At 38.1% G+C, this 19,918-nt stretch carries 15 protein-coding genes; 5 read left to right on the forward strand and 10 right to left on the reverse strand.

The annotated features are described in order from the left end of the window. Positions 1–73: 73 nt before the first annotated feature. From FW754_RS13505 to FW754_RS13515, 3 genes are all read right to left on the reverse strand, one after another. Positions 74–1,732, reverse strand: coding sequence for an AMP-binding protein (locus FW754_RS13505; protein WP_409512021.1), 1,659 nt, complete (start codon positions 1,730–1,732; stop codon positions 74–76). 82 nt (positions 1,733–1,814) lie between these two features. Next, positions 1,815–2,693 (reverse strand): 3-hydroxyisobutyrate dehydrogenase, encoded by an 879-nt coding sequence (mmsB, locus tag FW754_RS13510; protein ID WP_409512022.1) that lies wholly within the window; start codon positions 2,691–2,693, stop codon positions 1,815–1,817. Positions 2,694–2,704: 11 nt separating this feature from the next. Next, positions 2,705–4,234: a CoA-acylating methylmalonate-semialdehyde dehydrogenase gene (locus tag FW754_RS13515; protein ID WP_446324919.1), complete on the reverse strand. Its 1,530-nt coding sequence runs from the start codon at positions 4,232–4,234 to the stop codon at positions 2,705–2,707. Between the two features lie 208 nt (positions 4,235–4,442). Between FW754_RS13515 and FW754_RS13520 the strand changes: the two genes are divergently transcribed. Continuing rightward, positions 4,443–5,321 (forward strand): LysR family transcriptional regulator, encoded by an 879-nt coding sequence (locus FW754_RS13520; protein ID WP_409512024.1) that lies wholly within the window; start codon positions 4,443–4,445, stop codon positions 5,319–5,321. Positions 5,322–5,481: 160 nt separating this feature from the next. On the opposite strand, the gene FW754_RS13525 is transcribed toward FW754_RS13520, so the two are convergent. Both FW754_RS13525 and FW754_RS13530 read right to left on the reverse strand, forming a co-directional pair. After that, complete coding sequence (locus tag FW754_RS13525; protein WP_446324920.1) at positions 5,482–5,631, reverse strand: hypothetical protein; 150 nt, start codon at positions 5,629–5,631, stop codon at positions 5,482–5,484. Positions 5,632–5,702: 71 nt separating this feature from the next. After that, a complete protein-coding gene (locus FW754_RS13530; RefSeq protein ID WP_446324921.1) occupies positions 5,703–6,086 on the reverse strand; it encodes an Mpo1-like protein in 384 nt (127 codons plus the stop codon). A gap of 239 nt (positions 6,087–6,325) precedes the next feature. Between FW754_RS13530 and FW754_RS13535 the strand changes: the two genes are divergently transcribed. Beyond that, on the forward strand, positions 6,326–7,786 hold the full coding sequence (locus FW754_RS13535) for a CYTH domain-containing protein (RefSeq protein ID WP_446324922.1): 1,461 nt from the start codon (positions 6,326–6,328) through the stop codon (positions 7,784–7,786). Positions 7,787–7,851: 65 nt separating this feature from the next. Here the strand turns inward: FW754_RS13535 and FW754_RS13540 are convergent, their stop codons facing one another. Beyond that, positions 7,852–8,535, reverse strand: coding sequence for a hypothetical protein (locus FW754_RS13540; RefSeq protein WP_446324942.1), 684 nt, complete (start codon positions 8,533–8,535; stop codon positions 7,852–7,854). 142 nt (positions 8,536–8,677) lie between these two features. Here FW754_RS13540 and FW754_RS13545 point away from each other — a divergent pair, with 142 nt between their 5' ends. Both FW754_RS13545 and FW754_RS13550 read left to right on the forward strand, forming a co-directional pair. Beyond that, positions 8,678–9,088, forward strand: a complete 411-nt coding sequence (locus tag FW754_RS13545) for a DUF3144 domain-containing protein (RefSeq protein ID WP_409512028.1) — start codon at positions 8,678–8,680, stop codon at positions 9,086–9,088. 189 nt (positions 9,089–9,277) lie between these two features. Beyond that, entirely contained in the window at positions 9,278–10,342 is a 1,065-nt protein-coding gene (locus tag FW754_RS13550) for an amidohydrolase family protein (RefSeq protein WP_446324923.1), read from the forward strand. 85 nt (positions 10,343–10,427) lie between these two features. On the opposite strand, the gene FW754_RS13555 is transcribed toward FW754_RS13550, so the two are convergent. The 3 genes from FW754_RS13555 to FW754_RS13565 all read right to left on the reverse strand — a co-directional run bounded on the left by FW754_RS13555 (position 10,428) and on the right by FW754_RS13565 (position 15,751). Then, positions 10,428–13,190: a M16 family metallopeptidase gene (locus FW754_RS13555; RefSeq protein WP_446324924.1), complete on the reverse strand. Its 2,763-nt coding sequence runs from the start codon at positions 13,188–13,190 to the stop codon at positions 10,428–10,430. 156 nt (positions 13,191–13,346) lie between these two features. After that, positions 13,347–14,210, reverse strand: a complete 864-nt coding sequence (locus FW754_RS13560; protein WP_419348072.1) for a PhzF family phenazine biosynthesis protein — start codon at positions 14,208–14,210, stop codon at positions 13,347–13,349. Between the two features lie 149 nt (positions 14,211–14,359). After that, on the reverse strand, positions 14,360–15,751 hold the full coding sequence (locus tag FW754_RS13565; protein ID WP_419348075.1) for an L-cystine transporter: 1,392 nt from the start codon (positions 15,749–15,751) through the stop codon (positions 14,360–14,362). Between the two features lie 356 nt (positions 15,752–16,107). On the opposite strand from FW754_RS13565, the gene FW754_RS13570 reads away from it, so the two are divergent. Continuing rightward, a complete protein-coding gene (locus tag FW754_RS13570; RefSeq protein ID WP_446324925.1) occupies positions 16,108–17,319 on the forward strand; it encodes a YbfB/YjiJ family MFS transporter in 1,212 nt (403 codons plus the stop codon). Between the two features lie 295 nt (positions 17,320–17,614). On the opposite strand, the gene FW754_RS13575 is transcribed toward FW754_RS13570, so the two are convergent. Further along, complete coding sequence (locus FW754_RS13575; RefSeq protein ID WP_446324926.1) at positions 17,615–19,807, reverse strand: TonB-dependent receptor; 2,193 nt, start codon at positions 19,805–19,807, stop codon at positions 17,615–17,617. Positions 19,808–19,918: the final 111 nt, after the last annotated feature.

A 19,918-nucleotide genomic window follows, 5' to 3' on the forward strand; every position in this document is an offset into this window, starting at 1 on the left:
TGATGATATGGGATTGGCTGAAATATGCCTTCAGTCCAATCCATATCCTATTTTTTGAAAATAGTCAGTCCAATTAACCTGCTTGACCCAACTGTGTTTGCTGTTTGCTGATTTCTTGATTACGCAATAAAAAACGCTGAATTTTGCCACTTGGAGTTTTTGGCAACTCACTGACAAATTCAACCAAACGTGGATAAGCATGTGCCGATAAACGCTTTTTCACAAATTGACTGAGCTCATCTTCAAGTGCCTTACTTGCTGTGGCATGATTCGATAAAATCACAAAGGCTTTAATAATTTCTGTCCGCTCAGGATCAGGTACACCCACCACAGCTGCTTCAATTACAGCATCATGTTCAAGTAAGGCACTTTCTACATCAAATGGTCCTACCCGATAACCCGATGTTGTAATGACATCATCACTACGCCCAACAAAGCTCATACTGCCATCTTCATGAATTTCAGCAGTATCACCTGTTAAATAATAATGCTTTAAGAAGGGGGATTTGCGACTTTCCACATAGCCTGAAAACCACATCATTGGGGACTGGCTGATATCCACCGCTAAAATTCCTGATGTATCCGCAGGCTGTTCATTACCCTGCTCATCTAATACCGCAATCCTATAACCAGGACTTGCAAAACCTGCCGATCCAGCATGTACAGGATGTGACAATGAATGATGATTACATACCACCATTCCGACTTCAGTCTGACCATAATGGTCAAAAATTGGGGCATCTAAAACCTGTTCAAACCAGCGAATCACTTCTGGATTGAGCGGTTCACCCGCACTACTCACCACACGGAATTTACCTTTTAATGGTGCCATTTTTTCAGGTTCAGCCGCCATCATCATACGATACGCTGTTGGTGCACCTGCCAAATTGGTAATTTGATATTCCTGCACAATTTGGCAGACATTGTCGACGCTAAATCCCCCCTCATAAAACAGCGTTGCATGTCCCAATAACAATGGTCCTGTTATACCGTAATACAAACCATACGCCCAACCTGGATCGGCAATATTCCAAAATGAATCGGTTTCAGTCAGTCCAATGGCATTTTTCATATAAGTGCCAAAAGCTACCAATGCTTTTAATGGCACTTGCAACGGTTTTGCAGGACCTGTTGTACCTGAGGTAAACATCAATAAAAATGGATCAGAACTTTTCATCAGTATGGTTTCACACTCATCCGACTGTGCCTCAAGGACTTGCCAAAAACTCAAATCTTGCGGATATTCTGTTGCCATGTTTTCAACATGCACCGTTACAATAGGCGGACAATCTTGTAAATCAACCAATTTTTCCCGATTACCCAAATCGGTCACTACAAGTTTACTCCCTGCGAGTTTGAGACGATGTTCAATCGCCTTTGGACCAAAAGCAGTAAATAACGGTTGATAGACCGCACCTATACGCCATGTTGCCAAAATCGTAATCACAAGTTCAGCCGTGCGAGGTAAAAGTCCCGATACTCGATCACCAGCGTGGATGCCTTGTGATTTGAGAAAATTGGCATATTGGCTTGAATATTTTTTCAACTGTGCAAAGGTATATTGTTCCTTACGACCATCTTTGCCGTGCCAATACAATGCGACTTTGTCCGTATCTGCATAGCGATCACAGCACTCATAACAAGCATTCAGAGCATCTAATGAACCCGACAATACATTGTTTGCAACCGTATTTAAATCAAATGTCTGAACCGCATCCTGATAATTCAACATCTTAAGTACCTCAGTCTAAATATTGTTATTACTGAATTTTTGAGGTAGCAAATCCATGCTACCCTTTTTGCACATTAATTTTTTATGTATATTGTTGAATGATGCTCGAAAAATCTAATCGTGCAGCATCCCCTTCACTTTGTTTCTGATACATTTCTTGAACTTTAATGCCCAATGTAACTGGCTGATCAACATGCTTTGCTGCATCGACTGCGAGTCCTAAATCTTTCAACATCAGTTGTGAAGCAAAGCCATCCGTATAACCACGAGATGCCGGTGCATTTTCACAAATACCCGGCCAAGGGTTATAGATTTCTGAACTCCAACAACGACCTGTTGAACTGTTAATCACGCCTGCCAATGCTTTAGGATCAATACCCAACTTCACGCCTAGCGCCATACCTTCAGCCACCGCAGTCATTGAAATCCCTAAAATTAGGTTATTACAAATTTTAGCAACTTGACCTGTACCCACAGTACCGCAATGCACCAAATTTTTACCCATTAAACTGAGCACTGGCTTGGTTGCTTCAAAAGTCACTTCATCTGCACCGACCATAAAGGTCAATGTGCCGTCTTTTGCACCGAGTGTTCCACCTGAAACAGGTGCATCACATACTGCAATATTTTTTGTTTTGGCAATCTCTGCAATTTCTTGAATGGTTTGCGGGTCAATCGTGCTGCTATCAATACATAAACTGCCTGATTTCAAGACACTGAGCACACCGTGCTCACCCAAATATACTTCTCGAACATGCTTTGCAGCAGGTAACATCGTAATAACAATATCTGCCTGCGCGGCAGCCGCTGTCGGGCTCTCACAAATCACGCCGCCTGCATCGGCAAAATGTTTTAAAGCGACTTCACTTAAGTCATAACCAAAGACTTGTTGACCCGATTTCAACAAGTTTTGCGCCATTGAGCCACCCATATTGCCTAAACCAATGAATGCAATTTTCATATGAATGCTCCTTAGCGTAGACTAATTGTGGTATTAACAGCACCTGCGTCTTGTGAGTCTTCAAACCAACGGCTAGTGATGGTTTTAGTTTGGGTATAGAATTGTACCGCTTGTTTACCATATGGACCTAAGTCACCCAATTTCGAACCACGAGAACCCGTAAAGCTAAAGAATGGCACAGGGACAGGGATTGGAATATTAATGCCGACTTGACCAATATCAATATTGTGCTGGAATGTACGCGCCGTCATACCACTTTGGGTAAATAGACCGACACCATTACCAAATGGATTGGCATTGATCAGCTCAATGGCTTCTTCAAGAGTATCGACATGCATAATTGCAAGAACAGGACCAAAAACCTCTTCTTTATAAATGCGCATATTGGTTTTTACACTATTAAAAACAGTTGGTCCAACAAAATTACCCTGCTCATAATCCTTCACTTGAACATCACGACCATCAAGTAACAGTTCTGCACCTTGCTCTACACCGCTATTAATCAGATCAAGTACACGTGCTTTGGCTTTTTGTGAAATCACTGGTCCAACATCGGTATTCGGCTCATGTCCTGCATTGACTTTCAGTGTTTTTGTTTTTTCAACCAACTCATCGACCCATTGTTTAGACTCACCGACCATCACTGCAACAGAAAGCGCCATACAGCGTTGACCTGCCGCACCAAATGCTGCACCAACCAAAGCATTCAAGGTTTGCTCTTTATTGGCATCGGGCATCACCACAACATGGTTTTTTGCGCCCATCATCGACTGCACACGTTTACCATGCTGACCTGCAAGGTTATACACATGCGTACCCACCGCAGTTGAACCAACAAAAGAAATTGCTTTAATATCTGTGTGAGTACACAGCATATCAACCACTTCTTTACCGCCATGTACTACATTGAGTACGCCTGCAGGAACGCCCGCTTCAAGTGCAAGTTCAACCAACATCATGGTTGAAAGCGGATCTTGTTCAGATGGTTTCAAAACAAAGGTATTGCCACACACAATTGCCATTGGGAACATCCACAATGGAATCATCGCAGGGAAGTTAAATGGGGTGATCCCTGCACATACTCCAAGCGGTTGTTGTAATGTATAAGTATCTACACCACGAGCTACACCTTCAACATATTCACCCATTTGCAGTGTGCCAATTGAACATGCATGCTCAACGACTTCAAGTCCACGCTGAATATCACCTTCTGCATCTGCAAGAGTTTTACCCTGCTCAGCCGTGAGTACTTGCGCAATCGCTTTGGCATTTTGGCGAATCAAATCTTGTAGTTTCAACATGATGCGCATACGTGCTTGAATTGGTGTGTCTTTCCAACTTGCAAATGCACGTTGTGCCGATGCAATTGCAGCATTCACTTCTTCAGGTGTTGCAAATGGCACACGACCTAAAACTTCTTGCGTTGCAGGATTGATAATATCTTGCCATTGCGCGGTTTCAGACTCAACAAATTGACCATTGATGAGTAATTTTGCTGTAGTCAGATGTGCGCTTTGCTGTGGTTGATGTATAGCGTTCATGATCGCTCCATGATCCTTGTTCTTGTTGATTTTTTTGCCCGATGGCATATCTATTTTGCGTATTTTTTACTTCATTTTTACGCTGTTTCAACAGACTAACAAAGAAAACTTTGACCCACTAGCCAAATTGTTGCACGATGAATGTGCAAATTTGCACAAACCTTTTTAGTATCTAATAGATTTGATTTAACAGGACGTTAAAGCACATATGAAAGTTGATTGGGATCATTTACGCTATTTTTTAATTCTTGCACGTGCCAAAACACTCACTAATGCGGCACGAATCATGGGCGTTGAACACAGCACTGTGGCAAGACGTATTCAAGCGCTTGAGCAATCGTTAGGTATGCAACTATTTAAACGTGAAGCGACAGGTTATGAGCTTACCATTGAGGGTTTAGCACTCATTCCTCGAGTGGAACAAATGGAGCAATCTTTTTTACAAATTGAAAAGCCCAATCCACTGCAAGGACGCGTCCGAATTGGTGCACCTGAAGGTTTTGGAACAGCATTTTTAGCTCAACTTCTGGCGGAATTTTCACAGCATTATCCCTTGCTGACCATCGACCTAATTCCTGTACCCAAAACCATTCGCTTATCGCACCGCGAAGCCGATATTGTCATTTCAATTGAACGTCCAAAATCAGGACCTTTTATTATCACGCGACTGACCAATTACAGCCTTAAACTGTACGGTAGTCAGCAGTATTTACAGCGTAACTCGCCTATTCGCCGTGTAGAAGATTTATCGGAACATCGTTTTGTCGATTATATTGATGATTTAGTTTATAGCTCTGCGCTGTATCGCTTGGAACGTCTACCTTTGCAGTTAACCGCATGTTTTCGCAGTAACAGTATTTTAGCTCAACAAATTGCTGTCAGTGCAGGTGCAGGTTTAGCTATTTTGCCGAGATTTATTGCGGTAGATCAGCCTGAATTACAAGAAGTCTTAAGTGAGGATGTCAACTTTACCCATACGTTTTGGATGCTAACCTTGGTCGATTTGCAACATGAACCTAAAATTAAATTAGTCTGGGATTTTTTACGTAAACAAGCCGATTTACAACAGGAATTATTGATGGGCTAAAGAAAGATCTATTTTTATGTATTTTTAGATATATTAAATTATTGAGGAATATATTTACGCCAATCACACTCCTGTAAATGCTGTGGTACTAAATCGGGTCTGTGAATATAAATTTTAGAACTAATATTGAGTAAGCAGGAATGTATTTTAGCTACTTCGACTAATGTAAATCAGGATCTAAAGTATCAGCATGAGTCAAATTATCTGCTAGCTGCTGTACAACTCGTCCAATATCTAAAACCTGATAATACAACTTTTCAAAGTCCTTTTCATCCATAGATGCTTCTTCTGAATTCTGCTTGATGGTCAAATATTTTCAAAAAATGAAGTACGATCAGTTAAAATTAATTGTGCTTCATTTATGAACTAATATTTTAACAATCAACTGTCAATTTTATCGAATTTACGATCACGTAAACTCAAATTTCCACGTAAAATATCTGACAGCATACGCCAATCTGAAATGAAGCTATAAAACGGTTGTTTAAAGCTCGCGGGCTTATTTTTTTCAAAGACAAAATGACCAACCCAAGCACAGGCATAGCCTGAAACTAAACCATAAACAAAATATTTTGCTTTACGTTGACGTATAGCTTTGCTAAAAAAATAAATTCCAACACTGCTACCTGCCGCATGCAAACGACGGCTCATAATGCTACGGTGTTCAGTCAAATAAAAACGATAAAATTCCGAATAGTTCTTAATGGGTAACTGAAATTGTGGCGCTTGCTGCAATTCGCCTTTCGGCACTACCTGTGCATTCATGTTATTTTCCTTGTAGTTTCCATCCACAATAATCCAAAATTTGCACAATGCAAAGAAGATTTATGCTTTCCTTACGATTCATAAATCCATTCACAAACAAACACTCAAGCAAATCTGTTCAACGTTCATGATAAAAATTGCGTTACAATAATCGATTGCAAAACTTCTCCGATTTCAAAGCTACGTTCAGTATCGGAACTTGCAAATAAAAATTCAAAAGATTGCATCAGGATTTAGACATGGTAGAAGTTGAATTAAAATTTCAGATTCCCGAAGCACGTCGCAATGCTTTACTCAAAGCATTAGACCCTAAAAAGTCAGAAATAATTCAATTACAGGCAAAATACTACGATACTGAAGATCGTTTACTTTCAAAGAATCATGCCGCACTGCGTCAGCGTTTAGAAGGTACTCGTTGGATTCAAACCTTGAAAGCGGCTGGAAAAAGCCATTTACACCGTTTTGAAGACAATGCTGATTTGGGCGAGCTTGAACAAGCACCCAATTTAGACCTCTCTCTTTATGAGACCAATCCTACGGCAAAAGAGATTTTGAATCAGGCACTAGGTCAGCAAGCTGACCAATTAAAATTGCAGTTTGAAACTGATATTCAACGCACCCTTCGAGTCATTACTTTTGAAGATGCTGAAATTGAAATTAGCTTAGATATTGGCGAAGTTCGGACTGAATCTGCGACTCAAGAAATCCATGAAGTTGAATTTGAGCTTAAAAGTGGTTCGATACAATCTTTATTGGCTTTTAGTTTTGAATGGGTTAAAAAATATCAACTGTGGCTTGATGTTCGTAGTAAAGCTGAGTTTGGTGCTTTACTTGTGGCACAAAAACACGTTAGCCCTGCAACTGGGGCAAAAGAAGCTATTTTTAATAAAAAAGATTCCGCCGATCAAAATTTACGATTATTGATTGCAAATCATCTACAGCATTTATTGCCCAATATTTCGGCTATTTCTGCACAAGTTGCCGAAGATGAACATGTACAACAAGCACAATTGGCACTGCATCATTTACATTTAAGTTTATCTTTGCTCAGTGATTGGACGGATCACAAAGTCGATAAATGGGCACATCAATTATCAGCATTTGAAAGCCATTTTAAAAATTTGCAACATTTTGAGCATATGCAACGTACTTTAGGGGCTTTATTACAAAATCCTAAAACGGCAGAAAGTCTTGATAAAGATATTTTATATGCCAAAGAAAAGCTTAATAATTTGGTCAAATCGACACAAAATGTACAGCATTATCTTGAATTATTAATGTTTAGTTTAGGCAATAGTGAAAAAACTCAAACACATGATTTGAAATGGTTTGCACAAAATACACTGCAAAATCAGTATAAGCAGTTGCAAGAAAGTTTAACTCAGGCAGATTTATCAGATTTGGAAAGCTTAGAAAAATTGGCTCAACATTTAAATGAGTTAAAGTTTAGCTTTCCACTTTTAACCTCAATTTATGATGTTAAAAATTTGCAAAAATATGGCAAGTCTTTAAATGATGCTCAACAAGCCTGTGAACAATATCAAGTGCTTGCCTCTTCATCTTCTTATTTACAGCAAAGTGAACTTGAAGCAAGTGATTGGTTTGCACTCGGCTGGCTTACTGCAAAACAAGAAGTTTATGCTGAAAAATTGCTTGAAGCGACTGAGCAATTCTTAGTAAGTCGTAAATTCTTGAAGTAAAAAATTAAGGTTGCATCAGTTTTATCCAATTGATGCAACCGTTCTTAAACCTGCAAATCAATACATCAGCGATATTTACCAAAAACTTTCCACGTTTCGTTATCTGCCAAAGGATCACTATAGCTGTCATTGCGTTGTTTTCGTGGTTTATCACGTGCATCAACCAATTCAAAATCATCTTCAACGCTCAATACAATGCCATTTACATAAAAACGAGTGCGTGTATATTCACTTTGTCCATGCTGAAATACATAGGTACGTAGATCGATAAATTCTCGGTGCGCAACTAACGCAGCCGTATCATCACTGTTTAACCACTGTGACATGATGGCAATTTCACTCGGATCAAACTGCCCACATTTATCGATTAAACTTGCAATACCACGAAAAGTTTTTGACTCTTTGGCACGAGTTTTATTGATCCGTATGCGATCGACATGAAAGAAAAATAACGGTAAATTTAAATGACTTGGCAACTGAATTGCATCCAAAACCTGATCTTCCATAAAAGGTTGGAATAAGTCTTGTGCCCGTTCAATGAGCCCTGTCCATTGTCGGTAATACTCATCGATCTGCCGTTTTGTACCATAATAAATGGGTAAGCCTTCAACATTGGCAAGTTCTGCAGGTGGCCAAGTATTTTGACGTAATAGAGCAATATCACTTTTTAGACTTTGCACAGCAATCGCATCTTGCTGAACCGCTTTAGTTGTACTTTTTTGAATCGGATTTCTCTTTAAAACGAGCATTTCTGTTGTATCTGACATCGCGACATCCCTATTCATAACAATAATTAAATAGATACTTAGGCTATTTTAGATTAAGTCAAAGGTTTTGTTTCTGCAAGGCTTTGCTTATAATGATGCAGTTATTTATTTGTGGAAAAAAGTCATGTCTCAAAAAATCAATGCGACTGATGTTACCGATGAAGAAGCCTTAAATGCTGTATTTTTTGAGCGTGCTGACGAATTCATTAAACAAGCCAATGAATTTTGCCGTCCACCTAAAGGTCAAAAACCAAACCCTGATGAACTACGTGGTCAAGTTAGTTCAGCAATGCTATTTGGGACTGCTCGCTTTAACACTTGGGTTGCAGCCAATACCTTTAAAGATGGCGATGAAATGCGTGATGCGAAACAACAAGTGATGTCTTATATCTTGCAACAGTTTCAAATGATGCTTGAAGACAATTATGATGAATATTGTGAGCAATTTGAAAACTATTTACGCTTCCGTAAAAATGAAGATTTTCATACGCATAAACATGATCTTGACAAAGATGGACATAACCATCAACACTAATGTTTAAAGAGTCTCTATGAATAATAAAAGCCCTTCTGGGCTTTTTTTATTGCGCATTTTTTTGATAACTCCAAAATATGATGATTTTTTACACTTACCAAATCATACAATTTTGAGCATTTTTATAGATTTACCCGTATAAAAAATACGCTATATTCGAGTCATAATAATGAAATATATGGATGACTTATGCAAAATCTTGGATTTGCCCTGATTGACCCACACATTCATCAATGGGATCCATATAACACGCCACATGTAGCCTCACTTGCCGTCAAGCTATTAGGCAAACATCCGTTTTTACTCGATAAAATAGTACGCTTAGTCAAATCCAAAGACCTCATCGAAACAGTAGGTTTAACTACTCACATCACCCGTCCGTATTTGCCACAAGACTACAAACAAGATATTGGACAATATGCAGTCGAACAAGTCGTACATGTCGAAGCAAGTTGGGCTGATTCTAAAGGTAAAGGTGTAGTTGCTGAAACACAGTTTATTGAGTCACTTCCCTTTGGCACCAACACTGTTCAACTCGGTGGTATTGTTGCCACTGCCGATCCGACTGATAGCAATTTCAAAAAGATTTTAGCCTTACATCAAAAAGCATCTAGTCGATTACGTGGTATACGACGTATGGCTGCACATCATGAAGATAAAGGCATTCATGCTTGGGCAAATGAGCCTCACTTATATACCAATAAGAAATTTCTAAAAGGCTTTGAACAAATTGCACGTCATCATCTCAGCTTTGATGCTTGGGTTTATTCCACCCAACTTGAAGATGTTATTGCGCTTGCGAAACGCTTTCCTGAGACGTCTATTGTTCTTGATCATTTAGGTACACCCGCAGGACTTTTTGGCAAAGTGGGACAAACTACAGGGCTGACGCAAACTGCTCGTGAAAATATTTTTTATCATTGGCAAGACGCCATCGCTGAACTTGCAACCTACCCCAATGTCTATACCAAAATGTCTGGGCTTTTTATGCCTGTACTTGGGCATCAATTTCATAAGAAAAAACAACAGGCATCTAAACAGCAAATTATTGATTTGGTTGCACCACTCATTACCCACGCGCTCGATAGCTTTGGTCGTTATCGAGTAATGTTTGCCTCAAATTTTCCAATGGATCGTGTTAGCACATCCTTGGTAAATATTATTGATGCGCTCAGTGACATCGTACATGACTATGATGATGAAACTTTACAGCGTGTTTTTCATCATAATGCCAAACAATTTTATCGTTTATAAAGCATAGTTTTTAAATCATGATATAAAAAAGCCACGCTCATTTTTCAATCAGCATGGCTTTTCTCAATTAGATGCAATACAACAATTATTTCTGTACTTGACCGTATTGATCCGACATCACTTCAACTAATTGATCAGGTTTAATGTATTTTTTAATCACCGCATTCACATCGGCAACAGTTAAATTTGCCAAAATTTGATTACGCTGTTTGCTATACAACAAATCACGACCACGCTCTAATTGTGGTGCAAGCATGCCATGAATACGACGTTCATCTTCAAGCGCTGTCACTTTTTTCTTCATTATATCTGCTTTAGCTGCTTCAACTTCTTGCTCAGTCACTCCTTTGCTGATCATATCTTGTAAAACTTTATGCACAGATTTTGACACTTCTGCGGATTTACCTGCAGTGTAATTTGCACTAATGCTCAAAGCACCTGAGTCATTCCAATCGGCAAGTTGGACACTGCTACCAAAACCATAAACCAAAGCATTTTTTTCACGTAACTCTTGTCCTAAACGTGAAGAGAGTTGTGATTCACCTAAAATATAGTCAAAGACCATCATGGCTGCAGTTTCAGGACTATCTGCCCCCATTGGGAATGTTTGAATGGCTTGATAACTACCAAACTCACGTTGTTCTGCAAGTGCATGAACTTTTTGCCCTTTATATTCAAAATAATCATCCGCAATACGTTGATAATTTTGTTTGCCATTCCATGTTGAAAATTCTTTTTGAATCATTTTCAACATTTTTTTAGCATCGTAATCACCCGTAATGGCCAATTGCGCATAATTCATTGCAAAAAATACTGTGTATAGCTGTTTGACTTGAGCATTATTTGCATTTTTTAACTGCGTTTTCGCAAGTTCAGGTTCAAAATGATAACGTAAATCACCTGGTTGATATTTTTCAAGTAAGCGTGCAATAGTCAATGCAGATACAGTTGCTGGTTCAGTATAAGGACGATCTAAACTGGATAAACTTTGTGATTTAATTAAATCAAATTGAGATTGTTCAAATGCAGGATTTTTCATTACAGAGAGCATGTACTTGAAATAATGTTCAAATTGATCTTTCTTTGCTGAAATCTGAATCACCATACCATTGTCTGACGCAGATGCCGAAGCAGATCCACTTACTTCAATGGTTTTATCTGTAATATCTTGTAGGCTATATTTATCTGATGCACGTAAAAGTAAATATGCAGTTAAATCAATAATTTCACTCTTATTCATCAATGATTGTGCTGTACCAAAATTGACAAACAATGTCGCATAGGTTTTATCATCTCGGGTTGTCGTTGGAAACAATGCATACTTCATGCCGTTCTTTAATGCACCACGTTGAATTTTCTTTTCAATCTCGACATATTTCACATCTGTGGTTGCTAAATACTGACTTACTTCCTGCTTATACACACTCGCATCTTTTAATGGTTCAACCGCGTCACTTTGCTGATCGAGTGTTTTTGGTTGTTCCGATGCTTTTTGTTGCTGTGCTTTTTTTTGATCTTCGGGTGTGGGTAAAACCTCACCTTCTATACGATTAGGTTTTACCAAAAAATCTTTAAGTGTCGTGTTTAAATCGGTCACTGATAATTTTTGAATCGCTTCTTGATCTCGGAAATATTGTGTCCAATCACCTTTTGAACTCACCACATAATCACTCAGCATCGAACCGACTGAAACAGCATTTGTAAATAATGTTTCCTGACCATTTTTCATCATATTTTTGACACGATTTAGCTCAGTATCAGTAAATGATTTGTTTTGCTCGACACCATCAATCAGTGATTTTTCAATTTTATTTACATCATGGTTTGGTGCATAAATTGCCCCAAGAAAAACCAAATTAAAATTATTATCAAGCCAACTTGTAGATTGTACATTTGTTGCAATGCCTGTTTCCACCATCTCAGAATACAAATGACCACTCGGCTGTAAAGTAAATAGATACGGTGCTACGGATAATGCTGGCTGAATACTGTCATTTTTACCATTTAAATAAATATTGAATCGAGCAAGATCACTGCCCTTTTTCACTTGAAATTTACGAGGTTCAATTTTGCTCGAATTGAGTAACGGAACAACCGCTTGTGCAGGCAATTTACGCGCTGCAATTGGGCTAAATTTTTGATCAATTTGCTTTAAAACCTCAGCTTTATCAAACTTACCTGAAATGACCATCACGGCGTTATTAGGTGCATACCAATTGCGATAAAAAGTTTGTAGCTCATTCATTTTAATTGATTTTAATTCAGGTAAATCACCAATTGGTAAACGCCCAAGTGACTCATTACCATATGCTGCTTTCCACATTTGATCCATCAACACGGCGAACGGCTGATCCATACGCACTTCACGTTCACGCATGACAATATTGATTTCAGAAGGTACAAATTTTTCTTGTAGTACCAATTTATCCATGCGTTCAGCTTCAAGATGGATAATTTCATTTAGTGCATTTACTTCAGGTCGCACAATATTGGTATATTTGGTCGAGTAATAATCGGTACTCGCATTGGTCATTAACGTATGCTGATCAAGTCTGCGCTGAAATTCTTCACCTTTGACATTTTCTGTACCTTTAAATGCCAAATGTTCAAGTAAATGCGCTAAGCCCCCTTTACCTTTAGGATCATTCAATGCACCAGTGAAATAAATCGTATTCACTAAGACTTTATTTTCTTTATCATTTGGTGCAAGAAGTACACGAAAACCATTATCGAGTTTATATTCTTCAATTTGATGTTCTGATTTTACAAGTACCGTTTGAGCGAATGTCGATGTACCAAAACCCAATACACATAAAGATAACGTCAGTTGTTTCAACTGCATAAGCATAAATTAATCCAGCTTTTTAAAGTTCTAAAGGTTATATGCCCTACATCTTAAAAAAAGCTGAATCAAATTTATAGTTGACTTTTGAAAACAAATTGCTTTATTTATATACAATCAATGATTATCCCCATCATACAAACTGGGTCTGCCCCTTAAATTTTAATCAACAAAAATATCAGCTTGCATATAAAGTTTCGCATAACCTGAAATTTCGATTCGATTTTCAGGTAAAAGTGAGCAATACAGTGCCCCGCCTCGTAGCGATGCCTGATACCCAATCAGTTGAGTTTTCCCTAACTTTTCCGCCCACAATGGCGCAAGTCCTGTATGCATCGAACCTGTGACAGGATCCTCATCAATACCTTTTTGTGGTGCAAAATAGCGAGCAACATAATCATACTCATGATGTTGCGATGAATTTGCCTGTGCCGTAATGGTCAAATCCAAATCATCATAATTTGCGGTAATAGCGGTACTAATATGGTGCTCTAAGGCAAGTTGACGAATGATTGTTAAATTTGGCGTTGCCTCAATCACATCTTGTGCAGATTCACACACCAAAATAAACGCCTGAGCATTGATATAAACCTCTTTAAAAGGTCGATCAATCACTTGATTTAATAATGCAGGATAATTGACTAATTTCTCAGGCTTACGCACAGGAAAATTCATTTCAATTTTTCCATCTTCTGCCTGACGAATAATAAAAACACCTAAATTTTTCACATGAAAATGAATGGTCTTTGCTTGGGTAAAATCCTTAAACAAAACAAAAGCCGATGCCAAAGTAGCATGACCACAAAAATCTACTTCAACAGTGGGCGTAAACCAACGGATTTCATAACTGTCCACATTTTCTTGGGTAGATGCTATTTTTTTCACAAATGCCGTTTCAGCTAAATTATTTTCTAAGGCAATATTTTGCATTTTGGCATCATCTAACCACTGATCAAGCACTAAAACCGCAGCAGGATTACCTTTAAATAATTCGCGACTAAACGCATCGACCTGATACATTTTCATAATATCTCTCCTTTGATTGTATTTTAAATTACTGCTATTTTGAGTACAGACACAATTTCAATTTAAAAATGGTTACAGCAAAAAAAAAGCGCATTCACATTGAATGCGCTTTTTGATCAATCACAATATTGCCTAAAGCAACATACAAATTAACGATGATTCAATTCTAGATCATCATCACTGAGTAAAATGCTTTTATCAGTTTGTCCCATCACTTGACTCGTCACCATACCAGCAGTCATTGAGCCATCGACATTCAGTGCAGTACGCCCCATATCAATCAATGGTTCAATTGAAATGAGTAATGCCACCAAAGTCACAGGCAAGCCCATAATCGGCAGAACAATGAGTGCTGCAAAGGTTGCACCTCCACCCACACCAGCAACGCCAATTGAACTCAGTGTCACAACACACACCAAAGTCAAAATCCAGAGTGGATCAAGTACATTAATACCAACAGTTGGTGCAACCATCACTGCCAACATGGCAGGATATAAACCTGCACAACCATTTTGACCAATAGTCGTACCAAATGATGCAGCAAAACTCGCTACAGATTCAGGAATACCTAAACGTTTGGTTTGTGCCTCAATACTCAGTGGAATACTTGCAGCACTTGAACGACTGGTAAATGCAAAGGTTAGTACAGGCAAAACCTTCTTAAAGAAGCGTAATGGATTGACGCCACTCAACAATAAAACAAGAGCATGTACCGCAAACATAATGGCTAGACCCAAATATGAGGCAACTAAAAAACCACCAAGTTTAGCAATATCCGCAGCATTAGAACTTGCAACGACTTTGGTAATTAATGCAAAAACACCATATGGTGTCAAAGTCATGACCAAACGAACCAACTTCATAATCCATGCTTGTAAAGTTTCCACAGCACTGACAATACGGTGCCCCTTCGTCGAATCATCGCGAATGAGTTGAATGCCTGCGATTCCTAAGAAAGTCGCAAAAATCACCACGCTAATAATGGATGTTGGATTTGCACCTGTCAGCTCTGCAAATGGATTGTTTGGAATAAATGATAAAATCATATCGGGTACATTAATATCTGTAACTTTGCCGACATAATCTGCATTAATTTTATCCAAACGGGCATTTTCCTGTTCACCTTGTACGAGTCCTGTCGCAGTTAATCCAAAAAGCTGCGTAACCATAACACCGACAAAAGCAGCAATTGCTGTTGTACCTAATAAAGTTCCGATACTAATCGCACTAATTTTGCCAAGAGATGAGGCATCATGTAATTTAATGACCGCACTCAAAATGGAAATGAAAACTAATGGCATCACCACCATTTGTAATAGCTTGACATAACCATTACCAACAACGTTAAACCATTGAATGGATTCCTTTAAAATTTCAGAACCTGCACCGTAAACTGCATGTAAACCCAAACCAAAAACAACGCCCACGGCTAAACCTGCCAAGACTTTTTTTGCTAAACTCCAATTTGTACGACGAGTTTGCAACAGCAAAATAATCAAGCCTACAAATACAGCGATATTGATGATCAAAGGATAATTCATTCTTATTCCAAGTATTTCTATCTGTCTATTATAAGCCAAATTGAATGATCACCGTAAAATTCGGTTTTTAGCTGATTTTATTCTCTACACATCTTCTCTTTATAATAAGCAATAAAACAACGTTATAGCGACTAAATCAGAAAAACTGCAATGCTTTTCTTAATTTTTTATAAACAATCTATATTTGTCTCCTTAATTAATTACTTACATTAGATGCTACTAAAATCATCCATTGATTTATTTAATAGCTTTATTAAGCATGCTTTTGGATAAAGATCCACCAAAGTCGTATTGTGAGCAACGGCTCAGTTATTTAACGTTCAATAAAATTTGTCTTTAAGCCACGAGTGAACAGGATGTTCCCCAACAAAATACAACTCAGCCTTTTCCTGTGTCTAAGCATGTGTTTGGGCATTGGCATTTTACGTTTTTCCTATACCGCACTGTTACCTGTCACTCGTGAGGCTTATGATTGGACAACTAATTTTGCAAGTTTACTCGGTAGTGCGAACTTATTGGGCTATTTGATTGGTGCATTTTGGGCTTTAAAACTACCACAAAATCAAAAATTACCTTTCTATATTCAAATGGCAGCAATTACAGGCTCACTCAGTTTATTGGCATGTGCATTTTCTACTTTTTCTGCAAGTTGGTATATCGGTTGGCGTATTCTTTCGGGCATAAGTGGTGGATTATTAATGATTTTATCACCAAGTGTAATTGCGCAATGTTGCCAGCCCGAAGATCGCTTAAGCATCAATTTCATTGGCTTTAGTGGAATTGGTTTAGGCGTTTTGATGGCAACGCTGTTTTTGCCGTGGCTTGATCAGATTGCAACCCAAATAGCTTGGTTATTATTATTTGCTTGCTCAGCGCTCATTTGTATGGTGCTGATTTTTTTATTGTATCAATTCAAACCGTATTTAACTGATCAATCTACACAGACAACGACAATACCTGTATTTAATGGTTTGTTTTTGGCATTATTAATGGTGTATGCAAGCAGTGCCTTTGCTTACGTACCGCACTCGTTGTTTTGGATTGATTATCTGAGTAATACACTAAACCTCAATTTGTATTGGATCAATTTCAATTGGATTTTATATGGCATTGGTAGTGCTTTAGGTGCATTTGTGGCATTTTTATTGGCACGAAAATTTGGCAATTTCACCGCTTTAAAAATTCTTTATAGTATTTATGTACTTGCAATTTTAATTGCTGTGCTAAATGTTTATCCTATTTTTACCTTTGTATCTTCTTTTCTAACTGGAATGCTTAATCCTGCGGTGGTCTTTCTCACCTCTTATACTATTTTGCAATTATTTAATCAGCAATATAAAAAACTTTGGAGTATTGCTACCCTAGTCTTTGCCACAACACAACTCATTGGTGGTTTAACTTTCAGTACATTACAAAAATTTGGTGCAAGTTATCACCACCAATTTATGTTGGCATCCTTTATCTTACTCATTGGCACACTGATTTTAATGGGCTATTTGTATCGTCACCCAATAGTCCAAATAAAAGCCAAAGATAAAAAATTCAAACATTCAATCAAGAATTTATGAGCAATGGTTATAGCGCATACGTTTAATAAAACTTTTCAGAAAAATAAAAAAAGCCCTCAATCGAGGGCTTTCTCAAACAACGTTCGTTCTACAACTCGTCTATTCACAAGTCTTTGTCTATAACGAATTTATAAATATAGTCATGGAAAATGAATAGTCACAAAGAAACCATGATAGTGCGCTGAACCCCATCATGGTTTCATATAATACATAGGTACTTATAGGTAAATTTAAAGTATTTCACATAAGGTGTTTAATGTTAATTTTTGGGGAAATTAATAATTTTTATACCTATTTAGTAATTAACAGTATAGCTTACTGCAAAAGTTCTCCCCTCAGCAGGAATAGCTAACAATGAGTTAACATTTGTCACTGCTGCTTGTTGTGCAAAAACCGTCTTATATTGATTACCCCATAAATTATAAACACCAAAATCTAAACGACCTTTTGCCACAGGAAAGTGCGCTAACACATCCATAATTGTGTAACCTTTAATCTCAGCCGCACTATTGGCATCAGTAATTCCAGCTGCTTTTAGAGCAAGGTCGTCTTTATAGGCTTTATCAGTTCCTTTGATCGCCAACATTTGGGCACGTACGCCATAGCCTGCAGTATTATTCCATTCAGCGAATAATGTACCTTTCACTGGTGAAACAGCAAAGGTATTTAACTCATGCCAATTATTGGCAGCATCCTTATACTGACCTTGTGTATATCCTAAAGTACCGCCCACTTTGTAGTTCTCCATGAATGGGTAACTTACTGTTGCTTCAACACCATAAACTCGCTGATCTGTGTCAACAACATTTACAGATCGATCCGAGTTAAATTGAACGACTTTATCAGAGGTATTATAGAAACCTGTTAAGCCCAAATTTAACCCTGTGTCTTCGTTTAAGCGCCAGCCTAATTCATAGCTATTTACCGTGATCGGAGCGACACCAGAAGTGGTTAATGTATATGCTGCAACATCACGTAATACACGTTGTACATCTGGATAGCTATAACCTTGTGAGAAGTTAGCATAAATTTGCTGCGCGTCTGTCAACTTATAGACCATACCTAAATTAAATAGGAATTTATCAGAATCTGTCGAATCAGCAGCCATTAAGGTATATGGTGTACGCGCAGTTAAATAGCTATCTGTATCTGCCTGAACATATTGATAACGCACCCCAGCTTGAATATTAAGGTGATCTGTAAATGCATAATCCCCTTGTACAAATGTGCCAATATTCTGAATTTGTGTATCTGGCCCTGAACCTTGTTTTTCACCCGTTGGGATATAAACTAAACCATTATTGCTTGGTGTGTAGTAGTCCGCCCACTGATGATCTTTTTCCCAATCATAATCTAGACCATAGGTAAGTTTTAGATCTCGATCTGCCACTGTCATATCTGACTGTAAGGTTGAACGAATACCCGCATAGTCCACATTCGACTGGCTTTGTTTTACATTCGTACCATCTTTTGAATAACCATAAGGTACGAAGCGTGACTTCTCATTGCGATAGTAAGCTTCGACATTCAAAACTTGCCCTAAGAAATCCTGATTTTGGTACTGTGTATTAAAGGCATAGCGTTCTGTAAAAGGCTGATTATCTAAGCTCCAACCTTTTATCGCTTTATAAGATGGATCTGTTTTTGTGAGTAAATATGAATAATCAGGACCGTATTTTGTATCTTGTTCATCTTTATAATATTGAGCACCAAAACTTAAACTCTGACTATCAGTTAAATTAAAGTTTAAACGCCCATTCACATCAATGGTGTCAGTATTTATCGTGCTGCCTTGCCAAGGGCTTAATGAAATACGATTCCCATTACCATCAAATTGAGATCCACGATTGGTATAATCAATGCCAAAAAAACCATCGACTTTGTCATTTGCAAATGAAGCAGTTTGCCCAACTTGATAAGCGAGGCTGTCACCACGGAAATTATCAGCAGATGTCACACCTACTTTGGTTTGAAAACTGAATGGTTTTGATTTATCCGCACGTTTGGTAATAATATTAATAATTCCTCCTGTTGCGCCTGAACCATAAATACTGGTTGCACCTGAAACCACCTCAATATGATCAATCATATTCGGGCTAATACTATTCAATTGACGCGCCACATCACGAGAACCCGTTTGTGACACACCATCAATCATCACTAGTACATTACGTCCACGCATGGTTTGACCATAATTACTACTTGTTCCACTACTTGGTGCTAAAGATGGTACAAGTTGCGCCAAAATATCAGCGACTTTACGCCCAGGTCCTGCCTGTTGAGCTATTTCATCAGCAGAAATTGTTTGCACGGTTCCTGCAATTTCAGAAATACTTTTGGGTGTACGAGTTGCTGTCATCACAATAGTTGGAAGTTTGGCTTCGATATTTTGTGTTGTAGAGCCAGTTGTTATAGTAGTGTCTTCAGCATAAAGTTGGGTACAAATAGCTGCTGTAAGCAGACAAAGACTAAAGTGTGACAAACGCATTTTTATTTCCTTGGTAGTTTATGTTATGAATAATGATAATCATTATCCATTGTGATGTAAAAAATTTTACTATTTAACATTATGGTGGTTATGTGAAAAAGTCCTCAATTG

The organism is Acinetobacter sp. 1207_04 (assembly GCF_052850415.1).